This window comes from Alkanindiges hydrocarboniclasticus, from assembly GCF_001982605.1.
In the GTDB taxonomy this organism is placed as follows: Bacteria; Pseudomonadota; Gammaproteobacteria; order Pseudomonadales; family Moraxellaceae; genus Alkanindiges; species Alkanindiges hydrocarboniclasticus.
On sequence record NZ_MLCN01000006.1, the window covers coordinates 1 to 26866 of the forward strand.

Genomic DNA, 26866 nt, shown 5'->3' on the forward strand with positions numbered 1-26866 from the left:
CCGGGTGGGAGTGGGCCATTTTAGATGACAGTCAATACCAATCAGGCCGTTGGCAATATGCAGCGTTTCAGTCCATAGCTTCATGGTAATGGACGCTGTTTGCCAGCCACTGGCTGCCAGACCATTAAACAGGGTGTCCTTGGCCAGCTCATCATCCAGATGAAACGGTTGGGGATCATATTCCCCTGCAAATTCCAGTAGTTGATCTTTTTCCAGTGTATAGGCAGGACTGGTAAATCGGTCGCCAATGTTTAAATCATCCAGATACAATGGAGCAGTCATGCAGCTATCCTCATCACTAAGGTTAAATGTTAGTGTTAAATTGTTTGGTGCCAAAAATTAATTATTTAATGATTTGGTGTGGTTGTCCATGCATAAAACTTTACCCTTTAGTCGATAAGCAGTTTGGTTAATACTCATTTTGCGATATGCCATTGCGACAGGAGGGGATAAAAAAATAGTCATCCTAAAATGCAGATAGGATGACTACGTGAGTAAAGCGACTTAAATCAAGTACAATAAAATGACTTGGCTACTGATTTTTTTAACGCTATAAAAGTTAATCAGGGTGTCAGGATCACCTTGCGGCATTCCTGCTCACGCTGCTCAAAAATACGATAACCTTCAGCGGCATCTTCCAGCTTCATGCGATGGGTAATGATAATTTCCGGATTCAGGTCGCCATTTTCAATGTGTTCGAGCAACTCTGGCAGGAAGTGATGCACATGGGTCTGGCCCATTTTAAAGGTCAGGCCCTTGTCAAATGCATCACCAAACAGGAAACCATGAATTGGCCCGGCATACACACCCGGTACACTGACTACACCACCACGGCGTACCGCAGCAATACATTGACGCAGTGCAGCGCCACTGGAACCTTCAATTTTCAGGTTGGTAAGTACCGTTTCTATCATGCTGCCCTTGGCTTCAAAACCAATGGCATCAATCACTGCATCTACGCCTCGCTGGCCTGCCGTATTGCCAATAATAAATTCAGCAGCATCCACGCGATCAAAATTTACCGGAATAGCACCATAGGTTTCACGGGCATAATTCAGGCGGTATTCGTGGTGATCCACCATAAAAATCTGTTCTGCACCCAGCAAACGCGCGCAAGCTGCTGCCATTAATCCTACGGGACCAGCCCCGTAAATGGCCACACTGGAGCCTTTTTTAACTTGTGCATTCACTACCGCTTGCCAGCCTGTGGGCAAAATATCGGTAAGGAATAATACTTTTTCATCCGGCAGGGAACCGGGAACCTTAAATGGCCCGACATTGCCTTTAGGGACGCGTACATATTCTGCCTGACCGCCGGGCACGCCACCATACAAGTGACTATAGCCAAACAGGGCTGCACCGGGTGGAATCTGTTTCTTGTTTAAAATGGCACCACGGTCAGGGTTAGTATTTTCACAGGCGGCTGTCAGGTCATGTTCGCAGAAGAAACAGTGACCACACGCAATTACAAATGGAATAATAACGCGGTCACCTTTTTTCACTTCAGTAACAGCCGGGCCAACTTCTTCCACAATGCCCATAAATTCATGGCCAAAAATATCACCATGCTTGGTGGCTGGAATCTTGCCGCGATAAAGGTGTAAATCAGAGCCACAAATAGCCGTTGCAGTGACCCGCAGGATCACGTCATCCGGTTCCTGAATCACCGGATCGGGTACGGATTCTACTCGAACATCCTTGGCACCATGGTAAGTTAATGCACGCATTGTTATATCCTCAAGCCTTGAAAAGATAAGCTGAAATAAACAGGACTTATTGTCATTTACAAAATACCGGGCTTCTAGATTGAAAACAGCTAAAAGCTTGGTCTGCATAATCAGGTCTGTAAAAAACGTCCATCCATACTGCAACGTTGCAGCTTAACCCTCAATTCAGGTTGAGTATTAAAAGCACTACAGGGATAGTAGTTAGCGTTGGTTTATACACGCTTAAGGTTAAAATTTATGCAAATCAGTAAATGAAACCAGCTATTTTAAACAGCGTTTCAGTTCTTTTTGCCAATAACTATGGCAATAGAAGCCAGCAAAAAACTGGCAGTGTGCTGCCAATGGCAGGCTTTTCTGCTATGATTGCCGCCTTATTTTTTCCTAACACTTAGAGGCAGATGATGACGCAGTCAGGTCAGCACAATTCAGGTCAAGTCACGTCGGATCAAAACACCAACGATCAGCAAATTTCTGAAAACGACTTAATTGCGCAGCGTCATGCCAAGCTGAATGCCATTGTAGAAAAGGCCAAGCAAACAGGCAGTAATGCATGGCCTAATCATTTCAAGCGCGAGCATTATGCCGGTGACTTGCAGGAACAATACAAGGACAGCAGCAAGGAAGACCTTGCAGCGACTTCGGTTTTGGTCACTGTTGCTGGTCGCCTGATGCTAAACCGTGGTTCGTTCATGGTGATTCAGGACATGACGGGTCGCATCCAGCTTTATGTAAACCGTAAAGTATTATCGGCTGATGAACTCGAACTGATCAAGCAAATGGATCTGGGCGACATTATTGCAGCCAAAGGTACACTGGCGCGTTCCGGCAAGGGTGATTTGTATGTGGACTTGACCAGCATTGAACTGCTCACCAAATCCCTGCGTCCATTACCTGACAAGTTTCATGGTTTAAATGATACCGAAGTCAAATATCGCAAGCGTTACCTTGATCTGATTACCAATGAAGATACCCGTCGTACCTTTGAAATTCGGGCCAAGGTCATTGCTGGTATCCGTGAATACCTGATTGGCGAGCGCTTCATGGAAGTTGAAACGCCCATGATGCATGTAATCCCCGGTGGGGCGGCCGCGCGGCCGTTTGTCACGCATCACAATGCGCTGGATATGGAGCTGTATCTGCGTATTGCCCCAGAGCTTTATTTAAAGCGCTTAGTCGTTGGCGGTTTTGAGCGGGTGTTTGAGATTAACCGCAATTTCCGTAATGAAGGCGTGTCAACACGGCATAACCCTGAATTTACCATGATTGAGTTCTATCAGGCTTATGCAGACTACAAAGACCTGATGCAACTCACTGAAAACATGCTGGAAAAACTGGCGCTTGATATTCTGGGCAGCACTGATGTGCCGTATCAGGGCGAAGTATTTAGCTTTAAAGGCCCTTATAAAAAGATTTCCATGGTGGATGCCATTTTGGAAAACAATCCTGAACTCACCCGTGACCAAGTCAATGACCGCGAGTTTCTGGCTGGCTTCGTGCAAAATACCCTAAAAGAGCAGGTTAAATCCGGTTTTGGTCTGGGCAAGCTGCAAACCATCGTGTTTGAAGAAACCGTAGAAACCAAACTGCGTCAGCCCACATTTATTACTGAATATCCGGCAGAAACCTCACCGCTGGCCCGTCGTAGCGATACCAATCCGCATGTGACCGACCGCTTTGAGTTCTTTATTGGTGGGCGCGAGCTGGCTAACGGCTTTAGCGAGTTAAATGACCCGATTGATCAGGCTGAGCGCTTTCAGGCGCAGGTGGCTGAAAAAGATGCGGGTGATGATGAAGCCATGCATTATGATGCCGACTTTGTTGAAGCGCTGGAATATGGTTTGCCACCGACAGCAGGGCAGGGCATCGGTATTGACCGTCTGGTGATGCTGTTTGCCGATGCGGCCAGTATCCGAGATGTGATTTTATTCCCGCATATGAGACGCGAAAAGTAGAGCACCGCTCTACCGCGTCGCAAGACTGAGAGCTATGCCCGAAGTGCGCGAAAAAGAAGCTCAATAATTGTTGGGTATAGATTTTTGCTAGTCGAGAAAGCCTCTGTTTAGAGGCTTTTTTATGGCTAAATGTTTAGCCAATCGACCCATCTATTTTTAATTTTTAAAGATTTAGATTAAGTCGTAAAGGTTCATTATAGATTGACCCTACTGAGTTATTATCATAGTGTAACCACATGCTTAGTTTACTAAGGAAAAAAAATAATGCGTTTAACCTTAGTCACTCTAGCACTTGCCCCTGTTCTCTTTGGTCAAGGAAAACGTGTCAAAAAAAACATGCTTCGTTTGCCTGAACCTGTAGGCGAAAGAGCTGGAATAGTTGGCACTGGTCAGCCACTACGACTATTAATACTCGGTGACTCAGCGGCAGCAGGCGTGGGGGTGGAAACGCAGCAGCAAGCCTTATCTGGACAACTGGTTCAACAGCTATCACAGCACTATCAGGTGCATTGGCGGCTTGAAGCCAGCACGGGACATACTTCAGAAGAAGTGATTGAGCGTATAAAATCACAAATTGAGCCGCAGCCTTATGATGTGGTGGTGACTTCTGTTGGGGTGAATGATGTAACGCGATTAGTATCACCCAAAAAATGGATTGGCTTACAACAGCAATTACTGCAACAGATTAGGCACAAATTCCAACCGAAATTAATCCTGCTGACTAGTGTGCCACCCATGCATTTGTTTTCTGCGTTGCCGCAGCCGTTGCGCTGGCATTTGGGAAGTTATGTGCAAGCAATGAATAAGGCATTGGCTGAGTTATTAAAGGCTAATCCTGAATGTGTACAAATCACTCTGCCGCTTGAACAAGGGCAGGGTGATATTCCTTTAGCCAATGACGGTTTTCATCCCAGTGCTGAGGTTTATCAGGCATGGGCGACGTTGCTGGCGGGGGTTGTTGGAGGATGGATAGGGGATTTTAAAGTAACACCGAGTTAGGCTGCTATTCTCATTTCTGATTAATCATCACCTCGTGAAGAGCGTTTTTAAGCCTTTCGATGGATTTCGGGTTAATCATTTCAGACAGTGGTCGCTTAACGTCAGCATAAGGTATGACTTTCCCATTTAACAGAATCAAATTTCCGTCCTTGTAGCTTGCAAGTGCTGAGCCGCAAGAAGTGTTAAATACAAATCCACTACCGTGTCCATCTGATGAGCCATAATTTTCAGGGATGGCAAACCATTCGCTGCCTACTGGAAATTGAGTACCGTTAATGCCGTCAAATATTACGAACACGTCTTGAATGCTCTTCTCGGGTATTCCGAACATATCTCCTACTGCTGATTCGAGATCGAAAAAAATTTCCTTTGGTTCGAATAGAACTTGGCAAGATGTATGCTGAGTTGAGCAGGTGCTCTTGAGTACTTTCCCTAGAAATGGGAATCTGCTGTTGGCATTTAGATTAATATGGTCGCCAAAAAGACTCAAAAGTGATTGTTTTGCGTATTGTGTAAGCGATGGATCAATGCACTCATGTGCAAATGCTGTTTTACTGATGCTTTGCACAAGCAGTATCAATGAAATGACGCACGCTTTCGATGTTTTCACGATAGAAACTTCTAATAATGGATTAACTAATAAACAACACACAGTAAAATTACTTCTCGTTCAGTGCTTAAATAATATGCTTTCAGAAATATATAATCTGATATTATTTAAATGTCTGAGAGTTATGTTGTATGTTATGTAAAGCACACCCCGGCAATGTATACCACTTATACATTAGCCGAGTTCATCGACACCAGAGCTTTATTTAACAATCAAATAAACCGTCACTTCTTCACGGTCATGGTACAACTGGCGAAATTGCAGTCGTTCAATTTTTTTGCCTGCCTGTTTTAAACGTTCTTCAATAATCTCGCGGCAGTATTCCACTTCATCCAGCCGGGTTTTCATAGGCAGTTTTAAGTTAAACATCGCACGCTGCGCATCGCCATCCGCCAGCCAGTCGGCCATCAATTGCGCCACACGAGCTGGTTTTTCCACCATGTCACACACCAGCCAGTGCACCGGACGCGGTGGACGATAGACAAAGCCATCGGCTTTGATGTGCTCAACCTGTCCCGTTTCCATGATTTTTTCATTCATGGCACCATTATCAATTGCAATCACCTGCAAGCCATGTTTGACCAGTTGATACGTCCAGCCACCGGGGCAAGCGCCCAGATCCACCGCTGTTAAGCCTTCACGCAACCATTCGGTCTGTTCTTCCTTGTCCATAAAATAGGCAAAGGCTTCGGCCAGCTTTAGGGTAGAGCGACTCGGGGCATCCTGCGGCATTTTCAGGCGTGGAATACCCATTGGCCATTTCAGGGTTTCACCGGGTTCGCTAATGCCAAGCCATGCTGCTGTGCCATCAATAAACACCAGATGCGCGCGCTGAGAGGCTTCACGGTTTAAAATATTGGCTTTGCCAGCCGCAGACAGCAGTGGTTTTTGCAGGCGATGAAACAAATCCGCCATGCTGTTGCCATCATTGGTGTCGGTATTATCAAAATAAATCGCGCTGTAAGACTGGCCTTCAAGTGCACTTAATATCGGCGTAATGCGGTCTTTATTATCAAAATAAACCGGTGTTTTACTAATCAGCTTAACCACTTGGCGTGCAAAAATAAGTTCGGAGGTTTTGGGAAATTGTTTGGCCTGACCAAACCAGATGACCTGACCGCCCAGTTTTTCAAATTTGACATAGCCATCTGCGCCACGTTCGCCAAACCAGCGTTCAAGCTCGCTACTGCACTCGCGCTCAAAGCCAATGCGGCACAGTGCCAGTACGCCAACTATGGCCGGAGTTTTAGAGGAATATGACATAACAGTGCTTGGCAATACAAAAAATAGACCTACTATTATAGGCGGCTTTTACCGTTGATAGGACGTTTAGCCATTTTAATTTTTCAGACGCTGTTTTGCGCTAAAACAGCCAATTGAGGCGTTGATAAACAAGTAATTTTTTAAGACAAATTTAAGAAAAATAGGAATATCTAATTATTTTTGCTGGAATTTTACTAAAAGCTTACAGCAAGCCTACATCGAATTGAGAATCGTTTGCTACGGTTAGGGGGTATTTGATCAATGACAGTTAAGGAGCAGGCCGTGTCGGTTTATTTTCGTTCTTTGGGTATTTCCGCACTCATTGTGTCCAGCTTGGGGATGGCAAGTGCTGCCTTTGCCGAGTTTAAGCAGGCACCATTACCTTATTCGTCAGATGCGCTGGAGCCATCCATTGATAAGCAAACCATGGAAATTCACTATGGCAAGCATCACAAGGGCTACGTCGATAACCTGAACAAGGAAATCAAGAATTATCCCGCACTGGACAAAATGAGTATTGAGCAGGTACAGGCACAAATTTCCAAATACAACACTGCCGTGCGCAACAATGCAGGTGGCCATTATAACCACAGTTTTTTCTGGGAAAGTTTAAGCCCTAAAGCCAAAGCCGGTAAGCCAAGTGCCGCCTTGCTAAAACAAATTAAGGCTGACTTTGGCTCGTTAGAAGCTTTTGAGCAAAAGTTTAATGAGGCCGCAACCAGCCGGTTTGGTTCTGGCTGGGCTTGGCTGATCATGACACCTGATCATAAACTGGCAGTGACTTCTACACCCAATCAGGATAATCCATTAATGGATGTTGTGGAAACCAAAGGCCAGCCTTTACTGGGTCTGGATGTTTGGGAGCATGCCTATTACCTGAAATATCAGAACAAGCGTGCCGACTACACCAAGGCATTCTGGAATGTAGTGAACTGGAATACAGTAAACCAGCGCTTTGAGGCAGCAATGAAGTAGCTATCAAATTTAAAGCTAGGGCTGAAAACAGCTTTTAGCTTTTGAAATAAAACCAGCTAAACTATGGCTGGTTTTTTTATTGAATGGGTTTAGCTGTGATCCATATTGTTTTATTTGAGCCGGAAATACCCAGTAATACCGGTAATATTATTCGCCTATGTGCCAATACGGGTGCCAAGCTGCATCTGGTTGAACCACTGGGCTTTGAACTTGAAGACAAAAAATTAAAACGGGCCGGGCTGGATTACCACGAGTGGGCACAACTTAAGATCTGGCCATCCTTGCAACCTTGTCTGGATGAGCTAAAAGCACTGGGAGTTGAAGCCATTTTCCCACTCACTACCAAAGGCCAGCATTCGCCATTTGACAGCAACCTCAATCGTAACGTGGCCTTCCTGTTTGGGCCGGAGACCCGTGGCCTGCCAGAAGAAGTACGCATGAGCTTTCCCTTTGAGCATTGGTTGCGCTTGCCGATGCAGCCTGAATCGCGTAGTCTGAATTTGTCTAACTCAGTGGCAGTGATGATCTATGAAGCATGGCGACAGCAGGGCTTTCAGCAATAGGGTTTTCAGCAATAAGCATGACGCGAGTAGGGGTTTTTATCGCAACGCACTAGGCAACTGGCAATTTCATAGTATCAGTCAACCTGCTTTACCGGACTTTATTCAGCCTGGCCATAAAATTGTCATGTTTGATGCGGTGTGCAAGCTATGCACCGGCTGGAGCCGGTTTTTGATCCGGCATGATGTGCTGGAAAAATTCAAGTTGTGCAGTGTGCAGTCGCCACAAGGACAGGCCATTTTAAAGTCGCTTGGCATGCCAACAGACCACTTTGACACCATGCTACTGATTGAAGGCCATCAGGTGTATGAGCGCAGTGATGCCCTGTTGCGCATCATGCAGCAATTGCCTTTTCCATTTAGTGTGCTGGCTGCCGGGCGCATTATTCCCAAGGCTTGGCGAGACTGGGCCTATGATCAGGTGGCAAGCCGGCGCTATACATTATTCGGGCAGCATGCACAGTGCATGGCTCCTACGCTGCAAATCCGTAAACGGTTTTTAGACCATGCAATCTAGTACCTTAGCCCGTTTAGGTTTGGGTTTTTTATTTATCTATCAGGGACTCGTGCCCAAGCTGGTTTTTCTGGATAAAACTGAGCTATCTATTAATCAACAGCATCTGGCGCTAATGCCTATGTCTATGCAAGGTTGGCTCAATTCTGAGCTGATAGCGCAAATGGCAGGTATGGGTGAAATCCTGCTCGGTTTGTTAATTCTGGTTTTTTATAAAAAGAACTGGCCAGTCTGGCTGGCTTTTACTGCACTGGCTGTACTGCTGCTGGATATTATCGTGATCACGCCCGAGTTGCTAACTGGCGCATTTAATCCGGTTATCAGTAATATTAGTGGCATGCTACTGGCGTGGATAGCATTGAAGGATAGAGGAGATTCCTGGAATATCACGTTAAGTCGTCAATAATAGCTAAGCGCTAAAATAAGCTTGCCAATAAAAAATCCCGCACTCGTGAATACGGGATTTTTATGTTTTAAAAAGAATAACTGCTTTAAAAAGGCTTATTTGAGCCAGATTGCCAAATCAATCAGCGCAGGTGTGGTGTTTGTACCAATTTTGGAAGCTTGCAAGTTAGCGGTGCCGCCTACTGCAATAGCAGGGGTAGCTGCCCCAGTGGTCAGGTTAATGCGATAGATGCTGGAAGTATTGCCACTCGCATCAGCCACGGTAGCCAGCGCCAGTCCGTTATCCCCACCAGCAATATCAAACCCACTATTTGTACCCAGCGTAATACCTAAAGCTCCAATACTGACCAAATTCCCGTCATTAGGTGGAATTTGTTGCAGTAGACGGTTGCTGGTATTGTCCAGATCAAACAGTGCGGTGGAGGAAACTGAACCCTGATAGCTGTTGGTATAGGCCGCCGCAGCCACTTGTGGATTGAGCAGGCCATTTAAATTGCCATCGGTAATGGTTGCACCAGTATCGACATTAATGCGCAGGTTTTGACCTGTCTGGCTAATAACCCGTAGGCGGTCTGCTGCCGGATTAAAGTCAACGGCAAAGCTATTGCCATTTAGCCCGGTAAAGGGCAGGGTGCTGTCATCTGCTGCTGCCGTGAGTGCCCTGCGATTGTTCGCTGCGCCAGTGCTGGCATTAATGGTATACAGATTACCTAGGCTAGACAGGCCATACAGTACACCAGATTTGTCGGCTACATCGGTACGCAGGCGATAGTCAATGCCCACAATGGTTTCACCGGAAGTCAAACCAGTGATGGCCACCGTGCTGACATCGGCAGGTTTAGTGAGTTTAAAGGAAATTAGCTGGTTGCTGTTACTCAGGCCCTGAATTGTGACACCAGCATCACTGGCTGGTTTTAAAGCCAGACCGCGTATAGCTGCGCTAGTCAGGCTTGATGGCAGATTGCCTACCAGCATGGCTACATTGGCAGAATCAGTAGCTGCTAGCTTATTAATATCAATTTTGTAAAACTGTTGTTTGCTTCCTACATTTAAAATGGCATAGCCCTGATTATTATTACTGTCAATATCAAAGCCACTGCTACCTTCGGCATTAACACCTAACGGTGCAGAAACTGCCAGTGTGCCATCATTAGGCGGGCTTTGTAGATAAAGACGATCGGCCTTAACATCCAGATCAAAGAGCCTTGTTGTTGCAGTTCCTGCAAAACTGTTGCTGTAGGCCGCAGAAGTAATGGTCGCATCTGCTCCATTAATAGCCCCATCTGTGGTGGTTGCACCCGTATCCACATTAATGCGCAGGTTCTGGCCATCATTGCCAATGACTCTTAACCGGTCTGCAGCAGGGTTAAAATCTACGGACATCAATGCCGGATTGCCACTAATTGCTGTATAGGGTGCAGTAGTATCAGCTGAATCGGCGATTAGTGTGGATTTAAGTTCAGCCCGGTTGGTAGACGGATCAATAGTATAAATAGTGCCCAGACTACCCACGGCATACAACTTGCCATCAGCAGGGCGATAATCAATACCAATCAGGCTATCGTTATTTTTTAGGCCGGTAATTTTTTCACTGGAAATCAGGGTATCGGGCTTGTCCATATTAAACGAAGCCAGATGGTTATTATCTGTTAAAACCAGCACATTCCCTGTTACAGTAGGTTTGGATTCAATCGGCATCCAGTCATCAGAGTTGCTATCATTACAGCCTGCCAGTACTAAACCACAAAGGGTAGCCACAGCAACCACCAGTGTTTTCTGTTTCATCATTTATTCCTTGCACTATTTATCAATCGGCTTTGGTTTTTACTTATTAAGGCTGATGTAGCATTTAGTAAGTTCTTGCAGCAAACCATAAAGACAATGCGGAATTCCGTAGCAGTCTAGTAGGAAAGATAGAGTGTTTTGCATCGCCAACACTGGTTAGGTGAGAGAGTTTATGCAGATTACGCAAAATTAAGCTAGATTTAATAATTCGGGTTTTTTTGTTAGTTGATATAAAAAATCCTGCCGAAGCAGGATTTTCCTTAACGATACCTTTAATGCAGTTTAGTCAAAGCAATTTAAGCCCAGGCTTTTTGTAAAATGGCTTTTAAATCTGCTTTTGACGCTTCACGCGGATTAAAGATAATCGAACCGTCATCCAGTGCCTTGGTTGCAATGTCATCCAGTTGCGCTTCAGTAACCTTGCCGGTTTCTTTCAGGGTACGTGGCAATTTGGTTCGCTCAAACAGCATATCACGCATTTGGCGAATCGTTTGAATGGCCTTGTTTGCACGCTGATCCGCAGGGGTAGCGGCATAGACTTCTGCACCAGCCAGCGGCAACAGCAGCTCAGCAATCTTGTCACCATTCACAGACTGGTTATATTCCAGCACATAGGGCATAAACAGGTTCATACACAGGCCATGTGGCAAATGAGCAACAGCGCCAGTAGCATGACCCAGCGAATGCACCAGACCAACCATGGCATTGGAGAATGCAATACCTGCCATGGTAGACGCCTGTGCCAGTTCCAGACGTGCATCCGCATTTTTGGGTTCATCCAGCACTTTAGTCAGGTTTTCACTGATCTTTTTAATGGCAGCAAATGCATAGGCATCACTGATTGGATTAGCCGCCAGACAGGTATACGCTTCTACCGCATGGGTCATGGCATCCATGGCAGTCATGGCTGTGATGTGCGGTGGCAGGGTTGAGGTCATACGCGGATCAAGAATAGCCGCATGTGGCATCAGGAAATAAGAGGCAAAAGGCAGTTTTACATTCTTTTCAATATCAGATATTACCGCAGCCAAAGTTACTTCAGAGCCTGTACCGGCAGTGGTCGGCACCACAAAAAATGGTTTTAATGGACGCGGCAGGTTATGGGCACCAGAATATTTCAGCAGGTCATCCCCACCTTCTGACACCAGAATATTCACGCCTTTAGAGGTATCAATCACTGAACCGCCGCCTACAGCAATAATGGCATCACAGTTATTTTGGCGATATAGTTCAGCGGCTGTACGTACCGTTTGCAGACTGCTATCCGGTGGAACATCATCAAAGATTACTGCAATTGTGCTGTCAGTATTTTCAAATGCTGCCTGAATCGGTTCCAGCAGGTTATTACTGCGCACACCCTTGTCGGTAATAATCATGGCGCGCTTGGCACCAAGGGTTGCCAGCTCAAAAGGAATGTGCTCAAGGGCTGCATTCCCTGCAATCACTTTTACTGGACAAAAAAATTCATAATACGGCTTGGCCATGATTAGCTCCGTTTAATATAGGTTTGAGCAACTTTAAGGTAAATTCGGGAGGCCAGATTAAGCTTCTGAGTAAAGCTTAATTGTTCCGGGTATTCTTTCACAGCTAGCTTGGCCACAACTTTTGGCAGGATCAGGGCTTCCATTTTATTCAGGCAGCGCACCATGCGAATGGCATAAGACACATCACCATCGGCTACCATGCGATCATTGGCAAACGCCCGTGCTGTTCCTTCCTGAAAGGAAAACACTAAAAACGCATGTGACATATGCTTAAAGGTAATGGTGAGGTCTGGCTTACCGTCAAAGCCATTAAACAGCTTGAGGGAGCCGTCCTGTTGTGCTTGCGCGGTAAAGTTTGGCCCTTTGGGAAATACCGTCATTCTTACAATAAAACCAGCCGGGAATCCTTTCGTTTCATTATGAATCTCAGGGTCAACCTGACTTGCTGAGGTAAGGCCGCGTCCGATGACATCCATCATAAGCGCGACATAAGCACGCTGTGCTGCCGGAAGAAGTTTATTGGTCGGTTTCACTACGCATTCTCAATCATCAATATTTAAGTGAAATGGGTAAAACTTATCTTTAGAGTATTTACTCTAATTTTCACCCCTACAATAACAGATTGTTTAGACAAGTCCAGTCTTAATGCTGGAAAATATATGCTGTTTTTCGATTAAATGCTGTATTTGCTGACAGATCTGCGCAAAATTTGGTGGATTGTCCAGTACATCAATCAGCCTGATCATTTGCAGGCCCGCATAGCCACAGGGGTTAATCCGGGAAAAGCCATCAAGGCTGCAATCCATGTTCAGGGACAAACCGTGATAGCTGCAACCCTTGCGAATCTTGAACCCTAATGAGGCAATTTTCTGCTCATTAATATAAACACCCGGTGCATCTTTTTTGGCATAGGCAGTTAAGCCATAATGTTTGAGCAGGTCAATGATGAGCTGTTCGGTAAAGTTAACCAGATCGCGCACATTCCATTTAAGCCGATTCAGGTCAAACATCAGGTAACCCACCAGTTGGCCTTTGCCATGCCAAGTGACCTGTCCACCCCTGTCTGTTTGCACAATCGGCAAGTCTGGGGAAGGAAGTAAAACATGCTCCGGTTTACCAGCCTGACCTTGGGTGAGGACATCATGATGCTGCAACAGCCAGAGCTGATCCGGATCGTATTTAGTCCGGTTTTCAGTAAACTGCTTCATGGCTGCAAAGGTAGGCGCGTAAGGTTGCAGGGTGGAGAATTGCGTAATGTGAAGAGAGGGCTGATTAGTCATAGAAATATTAATTTGTTTAATGAGGAGTACATTCCCACCCATTTTTTTGCCAAAAGCTGAGATGATGAAAAGCCATTAAATAACCTATTTTGAAGTCATCTAAATCTATATTTAGATCAGAAATAGATAACTTAAATCCCCAGCATGTAGGAAGTACGGCCATTATTGCACCTATTGACTTGCTTGATAGTCGAGAAGATTCCAAACAGTCTAAAAAATACCTTAAACCTTCTTTTCGAGTTTGGAGTGCAAAAGCTACAGCTAATTGAGGGGATATATAACTACCTCGAGAAAAACACTCTTTTAATTCTTCAGTGAAAAAATTCGACTTATTCGTCATTATCAACATATAAGCTATGAGATGTTCACGCCAAGATTCAGAAGATAGTAATATTGTGATTTGAGCTGGATCATCAATTATATTGAAAAGCTTATAATAGTAATTTAAATCAATATTTTCTAGATCATGTAGCGCGCGCAAATAGTAGGTGTTTTCACCACTTATATTAAAAAGTTGCTGAAATATATTTATCATGAAAAAATCTTTGATTAATCAATTTATTAGTCAGTAATTATTAAAAAAGCGCTGATTTCTCAACGCTCCTTTTTATGTTGCATTACAACGCGGTTTTAATATGCTCACACGCCTTTAAATCGGCATACAGGGCATGAACCTGTTGAATATTTTCAAAGCGCAACTGGGCACGAATGGAGTGATAATTACCTTTGCTGGAGGGCTGCACCACAATATTATTCGAATCAAAATCTGGAAAATGCTTGAGCAAAATGGCCTGTACCTCATCGCGTAACTCGGGCACAGCATTACCAATTAGCCTAATGGGATAATCCATCGGAAATTGCCACAGTTCTTCATTTAAGGGTTGAATGTTTTGATTGTCGCTCATCATGTACTCTCTAATTTTGCTTAAATTCTATATTGGGATGATTTCATTAAACTAAAGGCTAGCACAGTGTCTCAAGATCAATTGATCAAAAAATAGTTAATGCCATATTATCAATAGCATTAGCAATCTTTGCCCAATAAAAATGCCCGCATTCAGCAGGCATTTTCAACTTTTTCTGAAGCAGAAAAATTAATCATTTTCCAGGAATGAACGCAGGTGTTCAGAACGGGAAGGATGACGCAGCTTGCGCAATGCCTTGGCTTCAATCTGGCGAATCCGCTCACGGGTGACATCAAACTGTTTGCCCACTTCTTCCAACGTATGGTCGGTTGGCATATCAATACCAAAACGCATTTTCAGAACCTTGGCTTCACGTTCGGTCAGGTTAGCCAGCACTTCACGAGTGGCTTCACGCAGGCCTTCGGAGGTTGCTGCTTCCACGGGTGAAGTGATATTGGTGTCTTCAATAAAATCGCCCAAGTGTGAATCTTCATCATCACCAATCGGGGTTTCCATGGAAATCGGTTCTTTGGCAATTTTTAATACCTTGCGAACCTTCACTTCATCCATTTCCAGACGTTCGCCCAGTTCTTCAGGAGTAGGCTCACGACCCATTTCCTGTAACAACTGACGTGACACGCGATTGATCTTGTTGATGGTTTCAATCATGTGTACCGGAATACGAATGGTACGCGCCTGATCCGCAATGGAGCGGGTAATTGCCTGACGAATCCACCAAGTGGCATAAGTCGAGAACTTGTAACCACGACGATATTCAAACTTGTCTACTGCTTTCATCAGGCCAATGTTGCCTTCCTGAATCAGGTCAAGGAATTGCAGTCCGCGGTTAGTGTATTTCTTGGCAATCGAAATCACCAGACGCAGGTTGGCTTCGACCATTTCCTTTTTGGCGCGGCGGGCCTTGGCTTCACCAATTGCCATGCGCTTGGAGATATCCTTGATTTCAGCTACACGCAACGACAATGAACTTTCGATATCAGCAATTTTTTGCTGGAAAGCAATGACGTCAGCACGTACTGCATTCAGATAAGAGGCAATGGCTGGTTCCTGCTCAATCTGTTCATCCAGCCAGTCGGTACGGGATTCACTACCGGGGAAAGTCTTGCGGAAACGGTCACGGTTCATGCGGCCACGGCGGACACTGTAGCGCATAATTTCACGTTCGCTCAGGCGAATCTGCTCATGGGTGTCACGAATCATGGCCGTCAACTGGTCAGACAGACGAGGTGTTAGCTTGAACATCATGAACACGGTGGCCATTTCAGTCAGGGCAGTTTCAGCCTGCTTGGAATGACGACCATGCGCTTCGATGGCAGCTTTAACGACGTCCAGACGATCCTGCAATTCAGTAAAGCGAACACGCGCAATTTCAGGATCAGGACCGGACTCAACTTCATCATCGGAGCTGTCGCCGTCTTCTTCCTCTTCGTCATCATCAGCTACTTCTGCTTTGGCAACAGCCGGGGCCGCTTCATCGGCCAGCAATTCTTCATCAATGACTTCTGGAATTTCTTCATCGCTATCCGGGTCAAGATAACCAGACAGGATATCGGCCAGACGGCGTTCACCGCTAATGGTTTCCTGATATTCCTGTAATACCACATCCACGGCACCCGGCCAGTGGGCAATGGCATGCAGCACATCACGGATACCATCTTCAATGCGTTTTGCAATACTGATTTCGCCTTCGCGGGTCAGTAATTCCACCGTACCCATTTCACGCATATACATGCGCACCGGATCTGTGGTACGACCCGGTTCATTTTCTACAGAGGCAAGTACGGCAGCCGCTTCTTCGGCAGCTACTTCATCATCGCTGGCATCCGGATTATCTTCCAGCAGAATTTCATCGACTTCAGGGGCGCGGTCGTGAACAGGAATGCCAACATCGTTGAGCATCTGAATGATGTCTTCAATCTGCTCACTTTCTGTTATGGAGTCCGGTAGATGATCGTTGACTTCGGCATAGGTCAGGTAACCCTGTTCCTTGCCTCGGCTAATTAGAGCCGCTACTTGCGAGGTAGGGGATTGCAAATCGCTCATCGTTCGTCACTCTTAATGTTTATCAGTGGCTTAGGGCAATCGCGCATGGTAGCATATTTTTTACTACAGTTTTAGCCCTAACTCACAAAGCTGATTAAATTTGGCGCAACACCATTATTGTCCATCACTAGGCAAATAACGGTGTATGCAATACTAGCCAATATGAGGGATATTTTTTATTTTTCAAGTCGGTGCTTCAAGCAGCCTGCCAGTCATGGACTTAAAATTGACTGTTAAATAGTCTGCTGGGCAGCGTAAATGCTGGATTTTAAATCTGATGAAAAACAACAGACAGACCACAGGTTCTACTGTTGCACAAAAAAATTGCTTGACTTTATTTTCTTTCAACGATAAATAGCCGCCAGAACAAAATTTTTTTGGGGGTGTGCTATGTCTGGTTCAGGTCAGGATTTTGAGTTGGATGATAGCTTTAGTGAAGAAGAAGCGCCGTTTGAAGATGAAAGCGGTAGCAAGGCCGCCAGTGCCAAGGACTCCCTGTTAAAACGTCGCCTGATTGATGATTTGCTGGCCGAGCGTCGTTTGCAGCGTGAGCTTAAAGACCTTGAGTACGATTTTGATGATATTGATGATGACGAAGATTTCTAGCCCGGTTTATGCCGTACTGATCTCAGGCTAAACTATTGTCAGGTTTTAAATGGGTCATGCCGGCCTAACGGCCCCATTTAGTATGGGGCTGATAAAAAAACTAAAAGCCGCTTTGTGCGGCTTTTAATATGCGTATTGATCGCTTCTAGCTATTATTTGCATCTTTAGACTGAATGCCTGAGTAGGCAGACCCTGGAAAGCCCTTGTATCAGAATTGACCAACCTTTCACTATCAAAAGCGATTGTAATATTCGGGACCTAATACCATTTTTTAATAGCGAAGTCATGTTCAATCTTTTAAAAAAGCCTTACAACAAAAGGACATTGAGTTCTATATTTTATAGGCATTCAAAAATTTAATTTTTATTAAAACAGAGCGGTTTAACAGGATGTTTTTAGGAAGCCTGCAAATAGTCATTCACAGTTTTTAATATTTAATTTTGCAGGGGTTGTATGTCACAATACAGGAAATTTTAAATAACTGGTAAACGATATGGCAACGCTGGATTTGGATTTGCTGGCCGACTTTCTGGATGGCGAGAACAATGAGCACGGTCTGGATTTTGCAGCAACACACGGTTTTTTATGTGCTACTGTGGTTGGTCCGGAACTAAAAGACTGGTTAAGCCAGTTATTTGAAAATAATGAAGGCAAGATTAATAAGGATATCATTGAACAAATCCGGTTATGGCGTGAAGATATCCAGCAAACCCTAATCAATGAAGAAACTGTTGAATTTCCATTTGAAATTGAGGAAGCCACAGAAGATTCCAGCCTTGGCGACTGGAGCGTGGGTTTTGTTGATGCATTGTTTTTAAATGATGAAGCATGGTTTGGTGCTACAGAAGACGAAGAAGCCATTATCATGCTAACCCTGCCAATGATGGTGTTTAGCGGTATTGAAGGCGAAACAGAGATGGATAATATTCGTCGTAATGGCGACCTGATGGACGAGCTGGCTGAAGAAATTCCAGAAAACCTGACCAAGCTGTACCTGTTGTATCATGCACCGGAAGAATAATTGAAAGATCAGGGGTTTTAGTTTTTCAGGATTAAAGTAAAAAACAGGCTGCCACGTAATCAAATAGCTGCATGATTGTGCAGGGTAGCCTGATTTTTAATTCATTAAATTAGACTTATTTCATTAGTGTTTATCTGGCCATTAAAAGGCTGAAAAACATGTCACACGATACCGAAAACTTATTTTTAAAAACCTTGTTAAATTAAGCTGAAGCTTTTTTGGATTCCTGCTTGTCAGACTGACCTTTATGTTTGTAATAGCGACGAATTGCAAAGCCGGCAGCAAGTAATAAAACCACTACGATGACATTGCCTATTCCAGATAGCCAGTGCGAGAATTTTTCAACATTATTACCCAGATAATAACCCGCCAACGCTAAAATACTGGTCCAGATAATAGTGCCCATACTGGTATACAGTAAAAACAGGCCAAAGGGCATGCGTGCTATACCCGCAGGAATACTAATAACGGAGCGGACAGCCGGCACCATACGACCAAAAAACACAATTTTGCGACCATGCTGGTTAAACCAGCCTGTGGCTTTTTTGAGGTCATCCGGCTTTAGAAATAACCATTTGCCATGGTGTTCAAGCCATGTAGTGAGGCGGTCTTCATGCAATATCCGGCCAATCCAATACAGGGTAATAGCTGCCAGAATACTACCGCAGCTTCCGGCAATAATAACCCCGATAATATTCAGATCGCCCTGCGACGCCGTAAAGCCCGCAGCAGGCATAATCAGTTCAGAAGGGATGGGTGGGAATATATTGTCCAGAAACATCAACAGGGCAATTCCGAAATAGCCCAGTTGCTGCATGACTTCGTTAATCCATTGCGCAATTGATGACATATTTAATTAATCCTTAGGCTGCATTATTCATTAACTTTCAATAGCTCATCCTATAGTTATAAAAAAAGCACCCGAAGGTGCTTTTTAGTCAATGCACTTAGTGAGTAACACGGTTCCATGCATCACGGGTTGCATTTTTAGCTTGTTCCCATTTTAGACGGGACTCGCCTTTAAACTCTTCCCAGTTGCGTTCAAGATCGCTCTCGGCATCTTCAAAGCGCGCATCATTGCCATAACGTGCACGGTTTTCATAACCCAGACGATACGCAGGGCTATAATCACGGTCATAGTCCAGATCAGAATACAGGGCTGAATTGCTGGAATGATATGGGGTAGTGGTATAGCTGTTGCGCCAGTAGTTATCTTCTTCGGTTGGATTCATGGCTTCACCAGCGGCATGCCCTGCAACACCACCAGCGACTGCGCCAATTGCACCACCCACTACAGTACCTACCGGACCAGCAGCAGAACCAATGGCTGCGCCAGCCGCTGCACCACCAATGCCACCAACACCTGTACCTACAGGATGAGAACCGGGTTCACCAGTGATTGGATCACGGTTTAAGTCATTGTCAGTACGGGTTGTACTGTCATAATGACCAGTGCTACGGGTAGTGGCACGATCCCATGCATCACGGGTTGCATGCTTGGCCTGATTCCACTCTAGGCGTGATTCGCCTTTTACTTCATCCCACTTACGGCTTAGATCAGTTTCTGCATCTTCAAAGCGGTGGGTCTGGTTATAGTGCGCACGGTTTTCATAACCTACGCGGTAGGCAGTACTGTAATCGCGGTCGTAGTTCAAGTCAGGATGCTGGCTGGCATCAGACTTATAATATGAAGTGTTGCTATAGTTTTCACGCCAGTAGGCTTCTTCTTCGGTTGGATTCATGGCTTCGCCGGCAGCATGACCAGCCGCTGCACCAGCAATTGCACCAATAACACCACCAACCATAGAGCCTATCGGGCCAGCAACAGCACCAATAGCTGCACCAGCCGCTGCACCACCACCAGCACCTAAGCCAGTACCAACTGGATGGGAGCCAGGTTCTCCAGTAATCGGATCAGCATTTAAATCATCGCGCGCCTCATCCGACATATTTTTAATTTGGTCGCGGTCCATGTTGTCTAAATTATCACGTGAACTACTCATCGCTTTACTCCAATTGACTTTCAAAATTTTTAATCTGAACAGTTACCTGAATTACTAGTACTGCATTTCTTTCCATAAACAGGGCTGTACCCTATGTCGCTACTGTAGTTTGTCGCAAATGTAGTTGCTAAGCGTTTCTTGTTGGAGGGTTGAAGTAAAAAAAGCGTGAAGCGTAATGAAGCGTGACAGTTGTAGATGATGCGTAAACAATCCTTTAAGTCGGCCTAAAGATTGCTACTTTAAGGCGGTATCCGGTTTGAGTAGTGCACGTTAATAAATAGGTAAAAAATGCTGCAAGCGCTTAAAATTTTCAAAAGTGATGTTTTAAACCATGTCAATTTTTTTAATAAATTTAGTTGTTAACATACTTAAATACCAGATCTAAAAAACGGGCCAGTAAAAGCATACTGTCCCGTTAATTGTTGCTCTAATTGGCTGATCACTACATTAGCCGCTTAAACCTTGGAAGAGTTAAAGTCTCTTGCGCTTGGCACGGGTTAGTTGCGACTGACGCATACGAAAGCCTGCTTTTTGCTGTTCAGTGGTTTTATCAATGCAGTAAACACAGCTTACCCCAAGCTCATAGCTGGATAGCTCTACTTCTTCAGGTGTAAGTGGCCAGCCACAGGCATGACATTTGACACTTTCACCTTCCTGCACGCCATGAGTTACACCAGTACGGTTATCAAATACAAAGCATTCGCCTTCCCACAGACTTTCATCTGCCGGGATTTTTTCCAGATAGTTTAAGATACCACCCTTGAGATGATAGACCTCTTTAAAACCCTGTTGTAGTAGCAGACTGGTGGATTTTTCACAGCGAATACCACCCGTACAGAACATGGCAATTTTTTTGTCTTTGGCATCGCTCAGGTTTTTTTCAACATATTCCGGGAATTCACGGAAACTTTCGGTTTGGGGATCAATGGCATTTTTAAATGTACCGGCTTTATATTCATAGTCATTGCGGGTATCAATTAAAATTACATCGTCCTGTTGAATAAAGTCGTGCCACTCTTCAGGATTAAGATAATGGCCTACCTGCGAACGGGGCTGAACTTCTACTCCCAGGGTAACAATTTCTTTTTTTAGTTTAACCTTGGTTTTACGAAATGGCTTTTCGGAACTCGATGATTCCTTATATTCCATATTGGTAAAGCCATAATCCAGCAGGTAGTGACGCATCTGGTCAATGGCCGCACGCGAGCCTGCCACAGTGCCATTAATGCCTTCGCCCGCAACAATCAGGGTGCCGCAGATGTTAAGTGAGCTAAGCAAATCTAGTAATTGTTGCTGTAATGCTGATGGATCGGCAACCGGATGAAACTGGTAGAGCGCCGCCACAACCCAGTTTTGATCAGCCGTGCCTGCATTGACAGGGTTTTGATCGATGGTGGTTGTAGAAGACGCAGGTGCAAGCTGCTGGTCTAATGTTGCGGACATGAAACGCTCCTAAAGAGTCTGCCTAAATACATAAACAGGAAAATGAGACGCGCATATTCTACTGGTTTGAACTACAAAGCGCGATAAATTCCATAAAAAAATTATGGTTTAATTGCGCTCATGGCCACAATAATAAAATAGCTAAAATTTTCATTGGTTAAACGCCAGAATAAAAAACTGATATTGTCTATATATAGATTTTAATATTTAATAAAATACTAGATATTGTGTTTTTATTAATCAGTGTAGAGCATGGGAAACAAACCGTGAATAATTGGAGGTTCAATTGACTGCTGCCTTAACGCCTTGCGCCGGAAAATGCTCAACCGTATTTGGGGATAGTGTTTGCCGTGGCTGCCGTCGTTTTAGCCATGAAGTTATTCACTGGAACCGTTATTCACCAGAAGAACAGCGCCTGATCTGGCAACGACTGGATAGCCAGCTTGACCAGATTTTGTTACCACTGGTGCAAATTCGGGATGAGCAGGCACTGGACGAATTGCTGCGCTCGCAGCAGGTGCGCTTGCTGGAGAAGGCCTCGGCAGGTCGCAAGATTTACCATGCCCTACGGATTTGCCAGCGTAATCCGGCTTGTCTTGAGCGGGCAGGTTTGAACGTATCAGCCCTGCATTTGCAAAAAATATGGCAATTGTTTGAGCAGCGCATTTATTCACTGGCGGTGGCCAGCTTTGAACTGGCGTGGTTACGGGCAGCCCAATTTGGTGAAACTGCCGCAGGCGCCAATAGCTTATAAAGATTTTATAAGGAAAACCCATGAAGCAGGCAAACCCCAAAATGTTATTTTCTAATTAAAAGATTGATTTATAAAGATAATTATTAATTATTCCATTGCGATCATCTTCCATTTTGTTAATTTAAATTCATTATAATGAAAGCAATATTGTAAGTTTTTGAGTTATTTACCCACTGTTATTTACAGGATAACTTAATAATAACCAGAAAAATGCTAACTAAATAGCAAAAATTAACTTGTCTAAAATTAATTTTAGATATATCTTTTTTATATCTAAATTAAAATAAGGCCAATCTAATGGTGTCTGAATCGGCTTTACCCGCAGGCAGTAAGCAGCGTGGTTTTGGTCATGGTGGTTTACGTCTGGTGCTGCTTACCTTAATTAATGAACAACCGCGTCATGGCTATGATTTGATTAAAGCTGTTGAGGAGCTTACGTCGGGTCATTATCGCCCAAGCGCAGGTATGGTTTATCCCTTGTTAAATCAACTGGTAGACCAAGGCTTAATCAGCGCTGAAAGTACCGCGCTGGATGAAAATAAAAAGCAGGTTTATGCCATACAAACAGCCGGCAAGAAACTGTTGACTGATGAATCCCTACGGGTTGAGCATATTTTTGCCCGGGTTCGCCAGCGTGCCAAGCAGCCGGTGCAAGTAACACGCGCTATTGAAAACTTTAAGCTGGCTGTGCGGCTCAAGCTTGGTAATGAAGTATTAACTGCGGTACAGGCCAGCCAGTTGACCGAAATTCTGGACCATGCTGTCCGTCAAATTGAACAACTGTAAATCATTTAAAAACCGCTCTAAACATAGCAGAGGTAAAAATATGCAACAGAACGACCTGAACCTGCAAAATGACCCCAACAGGGAGCCACGTAAAGCGTACCGGGTTCGCCATCCGCTGAAGTTGCGCACGGCCAGCGTACAGCACATTGAAGAACTTGGCCCCAACATGCGGCGTTTCGTATTGACAGGAAGTGATTTTGCCGATTTTACCAGTGCCAGTTTTGATGATCATGTCAAAGTATTTTTTCCGGATGCACAAAGCGGCCAACTGATACTGCCACAAGTGGAAGGGCAGGGCATTGCAGCCAGTGAGGGGCCAAAGCCAATCATGCGGGACTACACCCCGCGCTATTTTGATACCAGCCAGCTTAGCCTGACCATTGATTTTGCATTACATGAGGCAGGCCCGGCTTCGGACTGGGCCAGACAGGCCAAAGTAGGGGATATACTGGGTATTGGCGGGCCACGCGGTTCTATGGTTATTCCCATGGATTTTGCAGGTTATGTACTGATTGGCGATGAAACCGCAATGCCTGCCATTGGCCGCCGTCTGGAGGAGCTACCCCGGGATGCGCAGGTGCTGGTCATTGCCGAAGTGGATTGCTTGCAGGATCAGTTGAGCTGGGATTGCCCACAGGATACCGAAATCCTGTGGTTACAGCGCATGGGCCAACCTATGGGGCAAGCTGACCTTTTTTTGCAGGCACTGAAACATGCGCCGTTTCCAATTAAGGATTTTCATACCTGGATTGCTGCAGAAACCAGCGTGGCGCGTCAATTGCGCAAAACCCTGATTGCGGAATATGGTGTGAATAAAAATTACATCAAGGCAGCAGGTTACTGGCAGCAGGGCAAAAGCGATTCGCATCAGGTACTGGAAGATGAATAAAGCTTTCAGTTAAGCAGGCCATAAAAAACTTTTGTTAATGCGGATCATATAAAAAGGTTTTTTATGGTCAGGTTAAACATGGCCGGGTTAAATAGGGTTGGGTTAAATAGGGGCCTACGTTATTGAAACTGCCACAATATTGAATTTCCAACCGCTTAATGCATAACCTAAATTGCAATACCTAGGTAAGCTAAGGCACAACAATAATAGTGACCCGACGGTTTTCAGCACGGCCTTCCAGCGTGTCATTACTGGCAATGGGCTGTTTGTCTGCCATGCCGTGCGTGTGAACTTCCGTGGCGGGCAAGCCACCGGCAAAAAGAGCCATAGCCACGGTCGCTGCCCGTTTTTGAGAAAGTTCCTGATTAAATTCGGCTATGCCCGTGCTGTCGGTATGGCCATTGATATTCAGGCGCAGGATGCCTACCTGTTGTAGTTGCTGGGCTAAAATTTTTAAGTTGGCTTGGGTTTCCGGCTTAATGGCAGATTCATTGCTGGCAAACAGCAGGCGCTCGGGCAGTGCCAGGGACCAGCCGTCATCAGTAAGTATGAATCCCTGTTGTTGCAGGGTTTTAATCTGTTTTTTATTTAGCCCGTGCATGGTCTGGCAAGCAGCCAGTACAGCAAATACAAGTACCAGACTAAGTGTTTTAAGCAAACTCATGGAAGTTTCCTTGTTGGGCCACATCAGGGTTTAAGGGTTAAATACGGCATTGTTGAGTAAAGACCAACTATTGTTTGGCACCAGTTTGGCGCGATACATGGCAGCATCGGCCTTGGCCAGCAGTTGTTCTGGTGTCTTGCATTGGGAGGACAGCGCAATACCAATACTTAAGCCAATATTGACAGATTCGCCTGTCGGTAAAATGACAGGTTCTTCTACACCGGACAGAATACTTTCGGCGACAGCAATGGCATTTTTCTTGTCATGGATTTCAGGCAGAATCACTGCAAACTCATCACCGCCCAGCCGTGCCACAAAATCATTCTGGCGCAGGCGTGCCACCAGTCGTTTACCCATTTCAATTAAAATATGATCACCCGCAGCATGACCATAGGTATCGTTAATCTGTTTAAAATGGTCATTGTCAATAAACAGCAGCGCCATGGGATTACTGTCCTGCGCCTGTGCAAACAGGGTATCCAGCTGGGCTTCAAAATAACTGCGGTTGGCAAGGCCAGTTAAACTGTCATGGGTAGCTTTGTGCAGCAAGGTGTCATTTTCGGCCTTGATGTGCTGGTGCCAGCGCTCGATTTCATCCAGCAGGCTGTTAAAGTCCTGACTTAAGTCTTCCAGTTCACGGATTTTGGCAGGGGGCAAACGCAGGTTAAAGGCCCGTTGTTCACGTACCAGATTGGCCACATTGGTGATTTTTTTAAACGAGTTGACAATATAGGTGTGAGTGCGCAGTGAACAGTAACTTACGCAAATTATTGTAATAATGAGGCAGCCAAGAAGGCCCAGCAATACTTGGCCCAGAAAGTTGATAATGCCGGCCGAGTTACCTTTTAGCCAGACCAGTCCAATTTGCTGGCCATCATGCATGATGGGTTCAGTCACCGTTTTAGAAAAAATCCACTGGTTAAAGGTGTGCTTGATAAAATCCAGCGAGCCATGATCTTCAGGCTTGAGCTGCGCAATGGTTTCGCCCTTGTTGCCCAGAACGCGGATTTCATTAAATTCATCACGATAGGTAAGCTGGTTAATGGTGTCCTGTACGGCCTGCCGGTCATTAAATACCACACCAGCCTCAACCCGGTAGCTCACCGTACTGGCAATCAGTTGCAGGTTTTTTTGGGCATAGCTGTTGAGCGAGACAAACGATACCACAGACAGTAAAGTACCCGAAACCAGCAAGGTCATTAGCAAAACCAGCAGATGGGTATTCCTGAACAGCCGTTGCAAGCTGGGCTGCGAGTGCTTGGAATTCTTCTGTTGATTCTTGGGCTGCTCCTTGGCTGGAGACTGGCCTTGCGAATGCGCAGCTGTCATGGGGCTACCTTTTTCTTGCGACCAAGTAAGAGCACATTGGGATTAACATGAATGCCACTTCTGGCCAGTGAATCCAGGTTAACCTTGAATGTAACGGGTGATGCAGTGGTATCCAGACAAAACATGCTGCCCAGCTCGCAGTCTGGATTGGCTTCACTAATGGTGAGCACCGGATGAGCCTTGCTACCAGATACCTTTTGCTGTTGCTGCGGTGAAATTTCGCCAAAATAAATGACATCGCACTGGGTATTTAGACGGTTAATATCGTATTCCTGTCGTAAGGTGACTATCTTCAAAGTTTTCTCGGGTAAAACAGCCGACTCCAGTACAGCACTATATTGTGTAGGGGCTACCACACACAGCTGCACGGGGTTTCTGGCTGGTTGCCATTTGGTATAACTTAAAATGCCCAGAACAATCCGAGCGACCTCTTCGCTTTTTAGCGCCTGCTTTGCCTCGCTGTGAAGCGGTGTAGTGGCACTAACCGTAGTAAAATATCCCATCATCAATAGCGCCATAAAAAACTGGCATGCCAGACCCCGACGCAACGGGACGGCACAACAATAAGCTGTTTTACAGGCAGCAGCCTGCAAGGCACAGCAGTACCTTTTAACTGAATTAAGGATTTCCATACCCGGGCATTGTTACAATGTGTTAAGCAAAATAAGACGCCATCATAATCTGTTTTGATGACAAGCACAGTAGACTGGAACGCTAAAACCAGCGCAATTATTGTACGGATGCCATTAAAAAAATATGGCAATAACGCCATAAACAAATTATTTTCTGGCAAATCCTGCTTATTTTGAACTGATCCGCTATGCTTGGCGGCAATTTTTGGCAACATA

The 26866-nt window shown here is 45.1% G+C and carries 29 protein-coding genes and 2 pseudogenes; 12 read left to right on the top strand and 19 right to left on the bottom strand.

The features are described 5' to 3' along the window. Both BKE30_RS01875 and BKE30_RS01880 read right to left on the bottom strand, forming a co-directional pair. Positions 1 to 282 (bottom strand): MaoC/PaaZ C-terminal domain-containing protein (locus BKE30_RS01875; protein ID WP_264754278.1); only part of this gene is annotated, 282 nt, incomplete at its 3' end. Between the two features lie 281 nt (positions 283 to 563). Further along, a complete protein-coding gene (locus BKE30_RS01880; RefSeq protein ID WP_076876983.1) occupies positions 564 to 1727 on the bottom strand; it encodes a zinc-dependent alcohol dehydrogenase in 1164 nt (387 codons plus the stop codon). A 251-nt stretch (positions 1728 to 1978) separates the two neighbouring features. Here BKE30_RS01880 and BKE30_RS15930 point away from each other — a divergent pair, with 251 nt between their 5' ends. The 3 genes from BKE30_RS15930 (at position 1979) to BKE30_RS01890 (ending at position 4678) form a co-directional block, all read left to right on the top strand. Next, positions 1979 to 2119, top strand: coding sequence for a hypothetical protein (locus BKE30_RS15930; RefSeq protein WP_158073145.1), 141 nt, complete (start codon positions 1979 to 1981; stop codon positions 2117 to 2119). A 9-nt stretch (positions 2120 to 2128) separates the two neighbouring features. Next, positions 2129 to 3679 carry a lysine--tRNA ligase gene (lysS, locus tag BKE30_RS01885; RefSeq protein WP_076876984.1) on the top strand — a complete coding sequence of 517 codons (1551 nt, stop codon included), beginning with the start codon at positions 2129 to 2131 and terminating at the stop codon, positions 3677 to 3679. Between the two features lie 264 nt (positions 3680 to 3943). Then, positions 3944 to 4678, top strand: a complete 735-nt coding sequence (locus BKE30_RS01890) for an SGNH/GDSL hydrolase family protein (protein WP_076876985.1) — start codon at positions 3944 to 3946, stop codon at positions 4676 to 4678. 10 nt (positions 4679 to 4688) lie between these two features. Here the strand turns inward: BKE30_RS01890 and BKE30_RS01895 are convergent, their stop codons facing one another. Together BKE30_RS01895 and rlmM are read right to left on the bottom strand one after the other, a co-directional pair. After that, a complete protein-coding gene (locus BKE30_RS01895) occupies positions 4689 to 5288 on the bottom strand; it encodes a hypothetical protein (protein ID WP_143253626.1) in 600 nt (199 codons plus the stop codon). A 201-nt stretch (positions 5289 to 5489) separates the two neighbouring features. After that, on the bottom strand, positions 5490 to 6551 hold the full coding sequence (gene rlmM / locus BKE30_RS01900; RefSeq protein WP_076876987.1) for a 23S rRNA (cytidine(2498)-2'-O)-methyltransferase RlmM: 1062 nt from the start codon (positions 6549 to 6551) through the stop codon (positions 5490 to 5492). A 339-nt stretch (positions 6552 to 6890) separates the two neighbouring features. On the opposite strand from rlmM, the gene BKE30_RS01905 reads away from it, so the two are divergent. From BKE30_RS01905 to BKE30_RS01920, 4 genes are all read left to right on the top strand, one after another. Then, a complete protein-coding gene (locus BKE30_RS01905) occupies positions 6891 to 7526 on the top strand; it encodes a superoxide dismutase (protein WP_227518297.1) in 636 nt (211 codons plus the stop codon). A gap of 95 nt (positions 7527 to 7621) precedes the next feature. Further along, complete coding sequence (locus BKE30_RS01910) at positions 7622 to 8089, top strand: tRNA (cytidine(34)-2'-O)-methyltransferase (RefSeq protein ID WP_076877079.1); 468 nt, start codon at positions 7622 to 7624, stop codon at positions 8087 to 8089. A gap of 124 nt (positions 8090 to 8213) precedes the next feature. Continuing rightward, positions 8214 to 8603, top strand: coding sequence for a thiol-disulfide oxidoreductase DCC family protein (locus BKE30_RS01915; RefSeq protein ID WP_227518292.1), 390 nt, complete (start codon positions 8214 to 8216; stop codon positions 8601 to 8603). After that, positions 8593 to 9006: a DoxX-like family protein gene (locus BKE30_RS01920; protein WP_076876989.1), complete on the top strand. Its 414-nt coding sequence runs from the start codon at positions 8593 to 8595 to the stop codon at positions 9004 to 9006. Before BKE30_RS01915 ends, BKE30_RS01920 begins: the two co-directional genes overlap by 11 nt. Positions 9007 to 9101: 95 nt before the next feature. Here BKE30_RS01920 and BKE30_RS01925 read toward each other — a convergent pair whose 3' ends face one another. The 7 genes from BKE30_RS01925 to rpoD all read right to left on the bottom strand — a co-directional run bounded on the left by BKE30_RS01925 (position 9102) and on the right by rpoD (position 16523). Then, entirely contained in the window at positions 9102 to 10790 is a 1689-nt protein-coding gene (locus BKE30_RS01925; protein WP_076876990.1) for a DUF4394 domain-containing protein, read from the bottom strand. A 296-nt stretch (positions 10791 to 11086) separates the two neighbouring features. Then, complete coding sequence (locus BKE30_RS01930) at positions 11087 to 12274, bottom strand: iron-containing alcohol dehydrogenase (protein ID WP_076876991.1); 1188 nt, start codon at positions 12272 to 12274, stop codon at positions 11087 to 11089. Between the two features lie 2 nt (positions 12275 to 12276). Then, positions 12277 to 12807, bottom strand: a complete 531-nt coding sequence (locus BKE30_RS01935; protein WP_406564653.1) for a hypothetical protein — start codon at positions 12805 to 12807, stop codon at positions 12277 to 12279. A 93-nt stretch (positions 12808 to 12900) separates the two neighbouring features. Next, positions 12901 to 13554 carry a lipoyl(octanoyl) transferase LipB gene (gene lipB, locus BKE30_RS01940; protein ID WP_076877081.1) on the bottom strand — a complete coding sequence of 218 codons (654 nt, stop codon included), beginning with the start codon at positions 13552 to 13554 and terminating at the stop codon, positions 12901 to 12903. 16 nt (positions 13555 to 13570) lie between these two features. Continuing rightward, positions 13571 to 14089 (bottom strand): hypothetical protein, encoded by a 519-nt coding sequence (locus BKE30_RS01945; RefSeq protein WP_076876993.1) that lies wholly within the window; start codon positions 14087 to 14089, stop codon positions 13571 to 13573. 82 nt (positions 14090 to 14171) lie between these two features. After that, positions 14172 to 14459, bottom strand: coding sequence for a YbeD family protein (locus BKE30_RS01950; RefSeq protein WP_076876994.1), 288 nt, complete (start codon positions 14457 to 14459; stop codon positions 14172 to 14174). Positions 14460 to 14648: 189 nt separating this feature from the next. Then, positions 14649 to 16523 carry an RNA polymerase sigma factor RpoD gene (gene rpoD / locus BKE30_RS01955; RefSeq protein ID WP_076876995.1) on the bottom strand — a complete coding sequence of 625 codons (1875 nt, stop codon included), beginning with the start codon at positions 16521 to 16523 and terminating at the stop codon, positions 14649 to 14651. A gap of 390 nt (positions 16524 to 16913) precedes the next feature. On the opposite strand from rpoD, the gene BKE30_RS01960 reads away from it, so the two are divergent. Both BKE30_RS01960 and BKE30_RS01965 read left to right on the top strand, forming a co-directional pair. Next, on the top strand, positions 16914 to 17129 hold the full coding sequence (locus BKE30_RS01960; RefSeq protein WP_076876996.1) for a PA3496 family putative envelope integrity protein: 216 nt from the start codon (positions 16914 to 16916) through the stop codon (positions 17127 to 17129). Positions 17130 to 17622: 493 nt separating this feature from the next. Then, entirely contained in the window at positions 17623 to 18150 is a 528-nt protein-coding gene (locus BKE30_RS01965; protein ID WP_076876997.1) for a YecA/YgfB family protein, read from the top strand. A gap of 202 nt (positions 18151 to 18352) precedes the next feature. Here BKE30_RS01965 and BKE30_RS01970 read toward each other — a convergent pair whose 3' ends face one another. The 4 genes and pseudogenes from BKE30_RS01970 to trhO form a co-directional block, all read right to left on the bottom strand. Then, positions 18353 to 19000 carry a DedA family protein gene (locus BKE30_RS01970; protein WP_076876998.1) on the bottom strand — a complete coding sequence of 216 codons (648 nt, stop codon included), beginning with the start codon at positions 18998 to 19000 and terminating at the stop codon, positions 18353 to 18355. Between the two features lie 97 nt (positions 19001 to 19097). Next, positions 19098 to 19571, bottom strand: a pseudogene (locus BKE30_RS16250) (hypothetical protein); the annotation flags it as partial. Between the two features lie 42 nt (positions 19572 to 19613). Continuing rightward, positions 19614 to 20153: pseudogene (locus BKE30_RS16255) on the bottom strand (hypothetical protein); the annotation flags it as partial. A 471-nt stretch (positions 20154 to 20624) separates the two neighbouring features. Then, a complete protein-coding gene (trhO, locus tag BKE30_RS01980) occupies positions 20625 to 21596 on the bottom strand; it encodes an oxygen-dependent tRNA uridine(34) hydroxylase TrhO (protein WP_076876999.1) in 972 nt (323 codons plus the stop codon). A 286-nt stretch (positions 21597 to 21882) separates the two neighbouring features. Between trhO and BKE30_RS01985 the strand changes: the two genes are divergently transcribed. From BKE30_RS01985 to BKE30_RS01995, 3 genes are all read left to right on the top strand, one after another. Then, complete coding sequence (locus BKE30_RS01985) at positions 21883 to 22350, top strand: DUF1289 domain-containing protein (RefSeq protein WP_227518293.1); 468 nt, start codon at positions 21883 to 21885, stop codon at positions 22348 to 22350. A 297-nt stretch (positions 22351 to 22647) separates the two neighbouring features. Next, positions 22648 to 23136 carry a PadR family transcriptional regulator gene (locus tag BKE30_RS01990; protein ID WP_076877001.1) on the top strand — a complete coding sequence of 163 codons (489 nt, stop codon included), beginning with the start codon at positions 22648 to 22650 and terminating at the stop codon, positions 23134 to 23136. Positions 23137 to 23176: 40 nt separating this feature from the next. Beyond that, the gene (locus tag BKE30_RS01995) at positions 23177 to 24025 is read left to right on the top strand and encodes a siderophore-interacting protein (RefSeq protein WP_076877002.1); all 849 of its coding nucleotides are present in this window, start codon (positions 23177 to 23179) and stop codon (positions 24023 to 24025) included. 190 nt (positions 24026 to 24215) lie between these two features. Here the strand turns inward: BKE30_RS01995 and BKE30_RS02000 are convergent, their stop codons facing one another. Genes BKE30_RS02000 through BKE30_RS15935 form a run of 4 tightly spaced genes read right to left on the bottom strand, consistent with a single transcriptional unit; the run spans position 24216 to position 26865 of the window. Next, positions 24216 to 24689 carry an OmpA family protein gene (locus BKE30_RS02000; RefSeq protein WP_076877083.1) on the bottom strand — a complete coding sequence of 158 codons (474 nt, stop codon included), beginning with the start codon at positions 24687 to 24689 and terminating at the stop codon, positions 24216 to 24218. A 30-nt stretch (positions 24690 to 24719) separates the two neighbouring features. Beyond that, complete coding sequence (locus BKE30_RS02005; protein ID WP_076877003.1) at positions 24720 to 26018, bottom strand: diguanylate cyclase domain-containing protein; 1299 nt, start codon at positions 26016 to 26018, stop codon at positions 24720 to 24722. Continuing rightward, complete coding sequence (locus BKE30_RS02010) at positions 26015 to 26524, bottom strand: YfiR family protein (protein ID WP_158073146.1); 510 nt, start codon at positions 26522 to 26524, stop codon at positions 26015 to 26017. Before BKE30_RS02010 ends, BKE30_RS02005 begins: the two co-directional genes overlap by 4 nt. Then, positions 26524 to 26865 (bottom strand): hypothetical protein, encoded by a 342-nt coding sequence (locus tag BKE30_RS15935; protein WP_076877004.1) that lies wholly within the window; start codon positions 26863 to 26865, stop codon positions 26524 to 26526. Before BKE30_RS15935 ends, BKE30_RS02010 begins: the two co-directional genes overlap by 1 nt. Between the last annotated feature and the right edge of the window lies 1 nt (position 26866).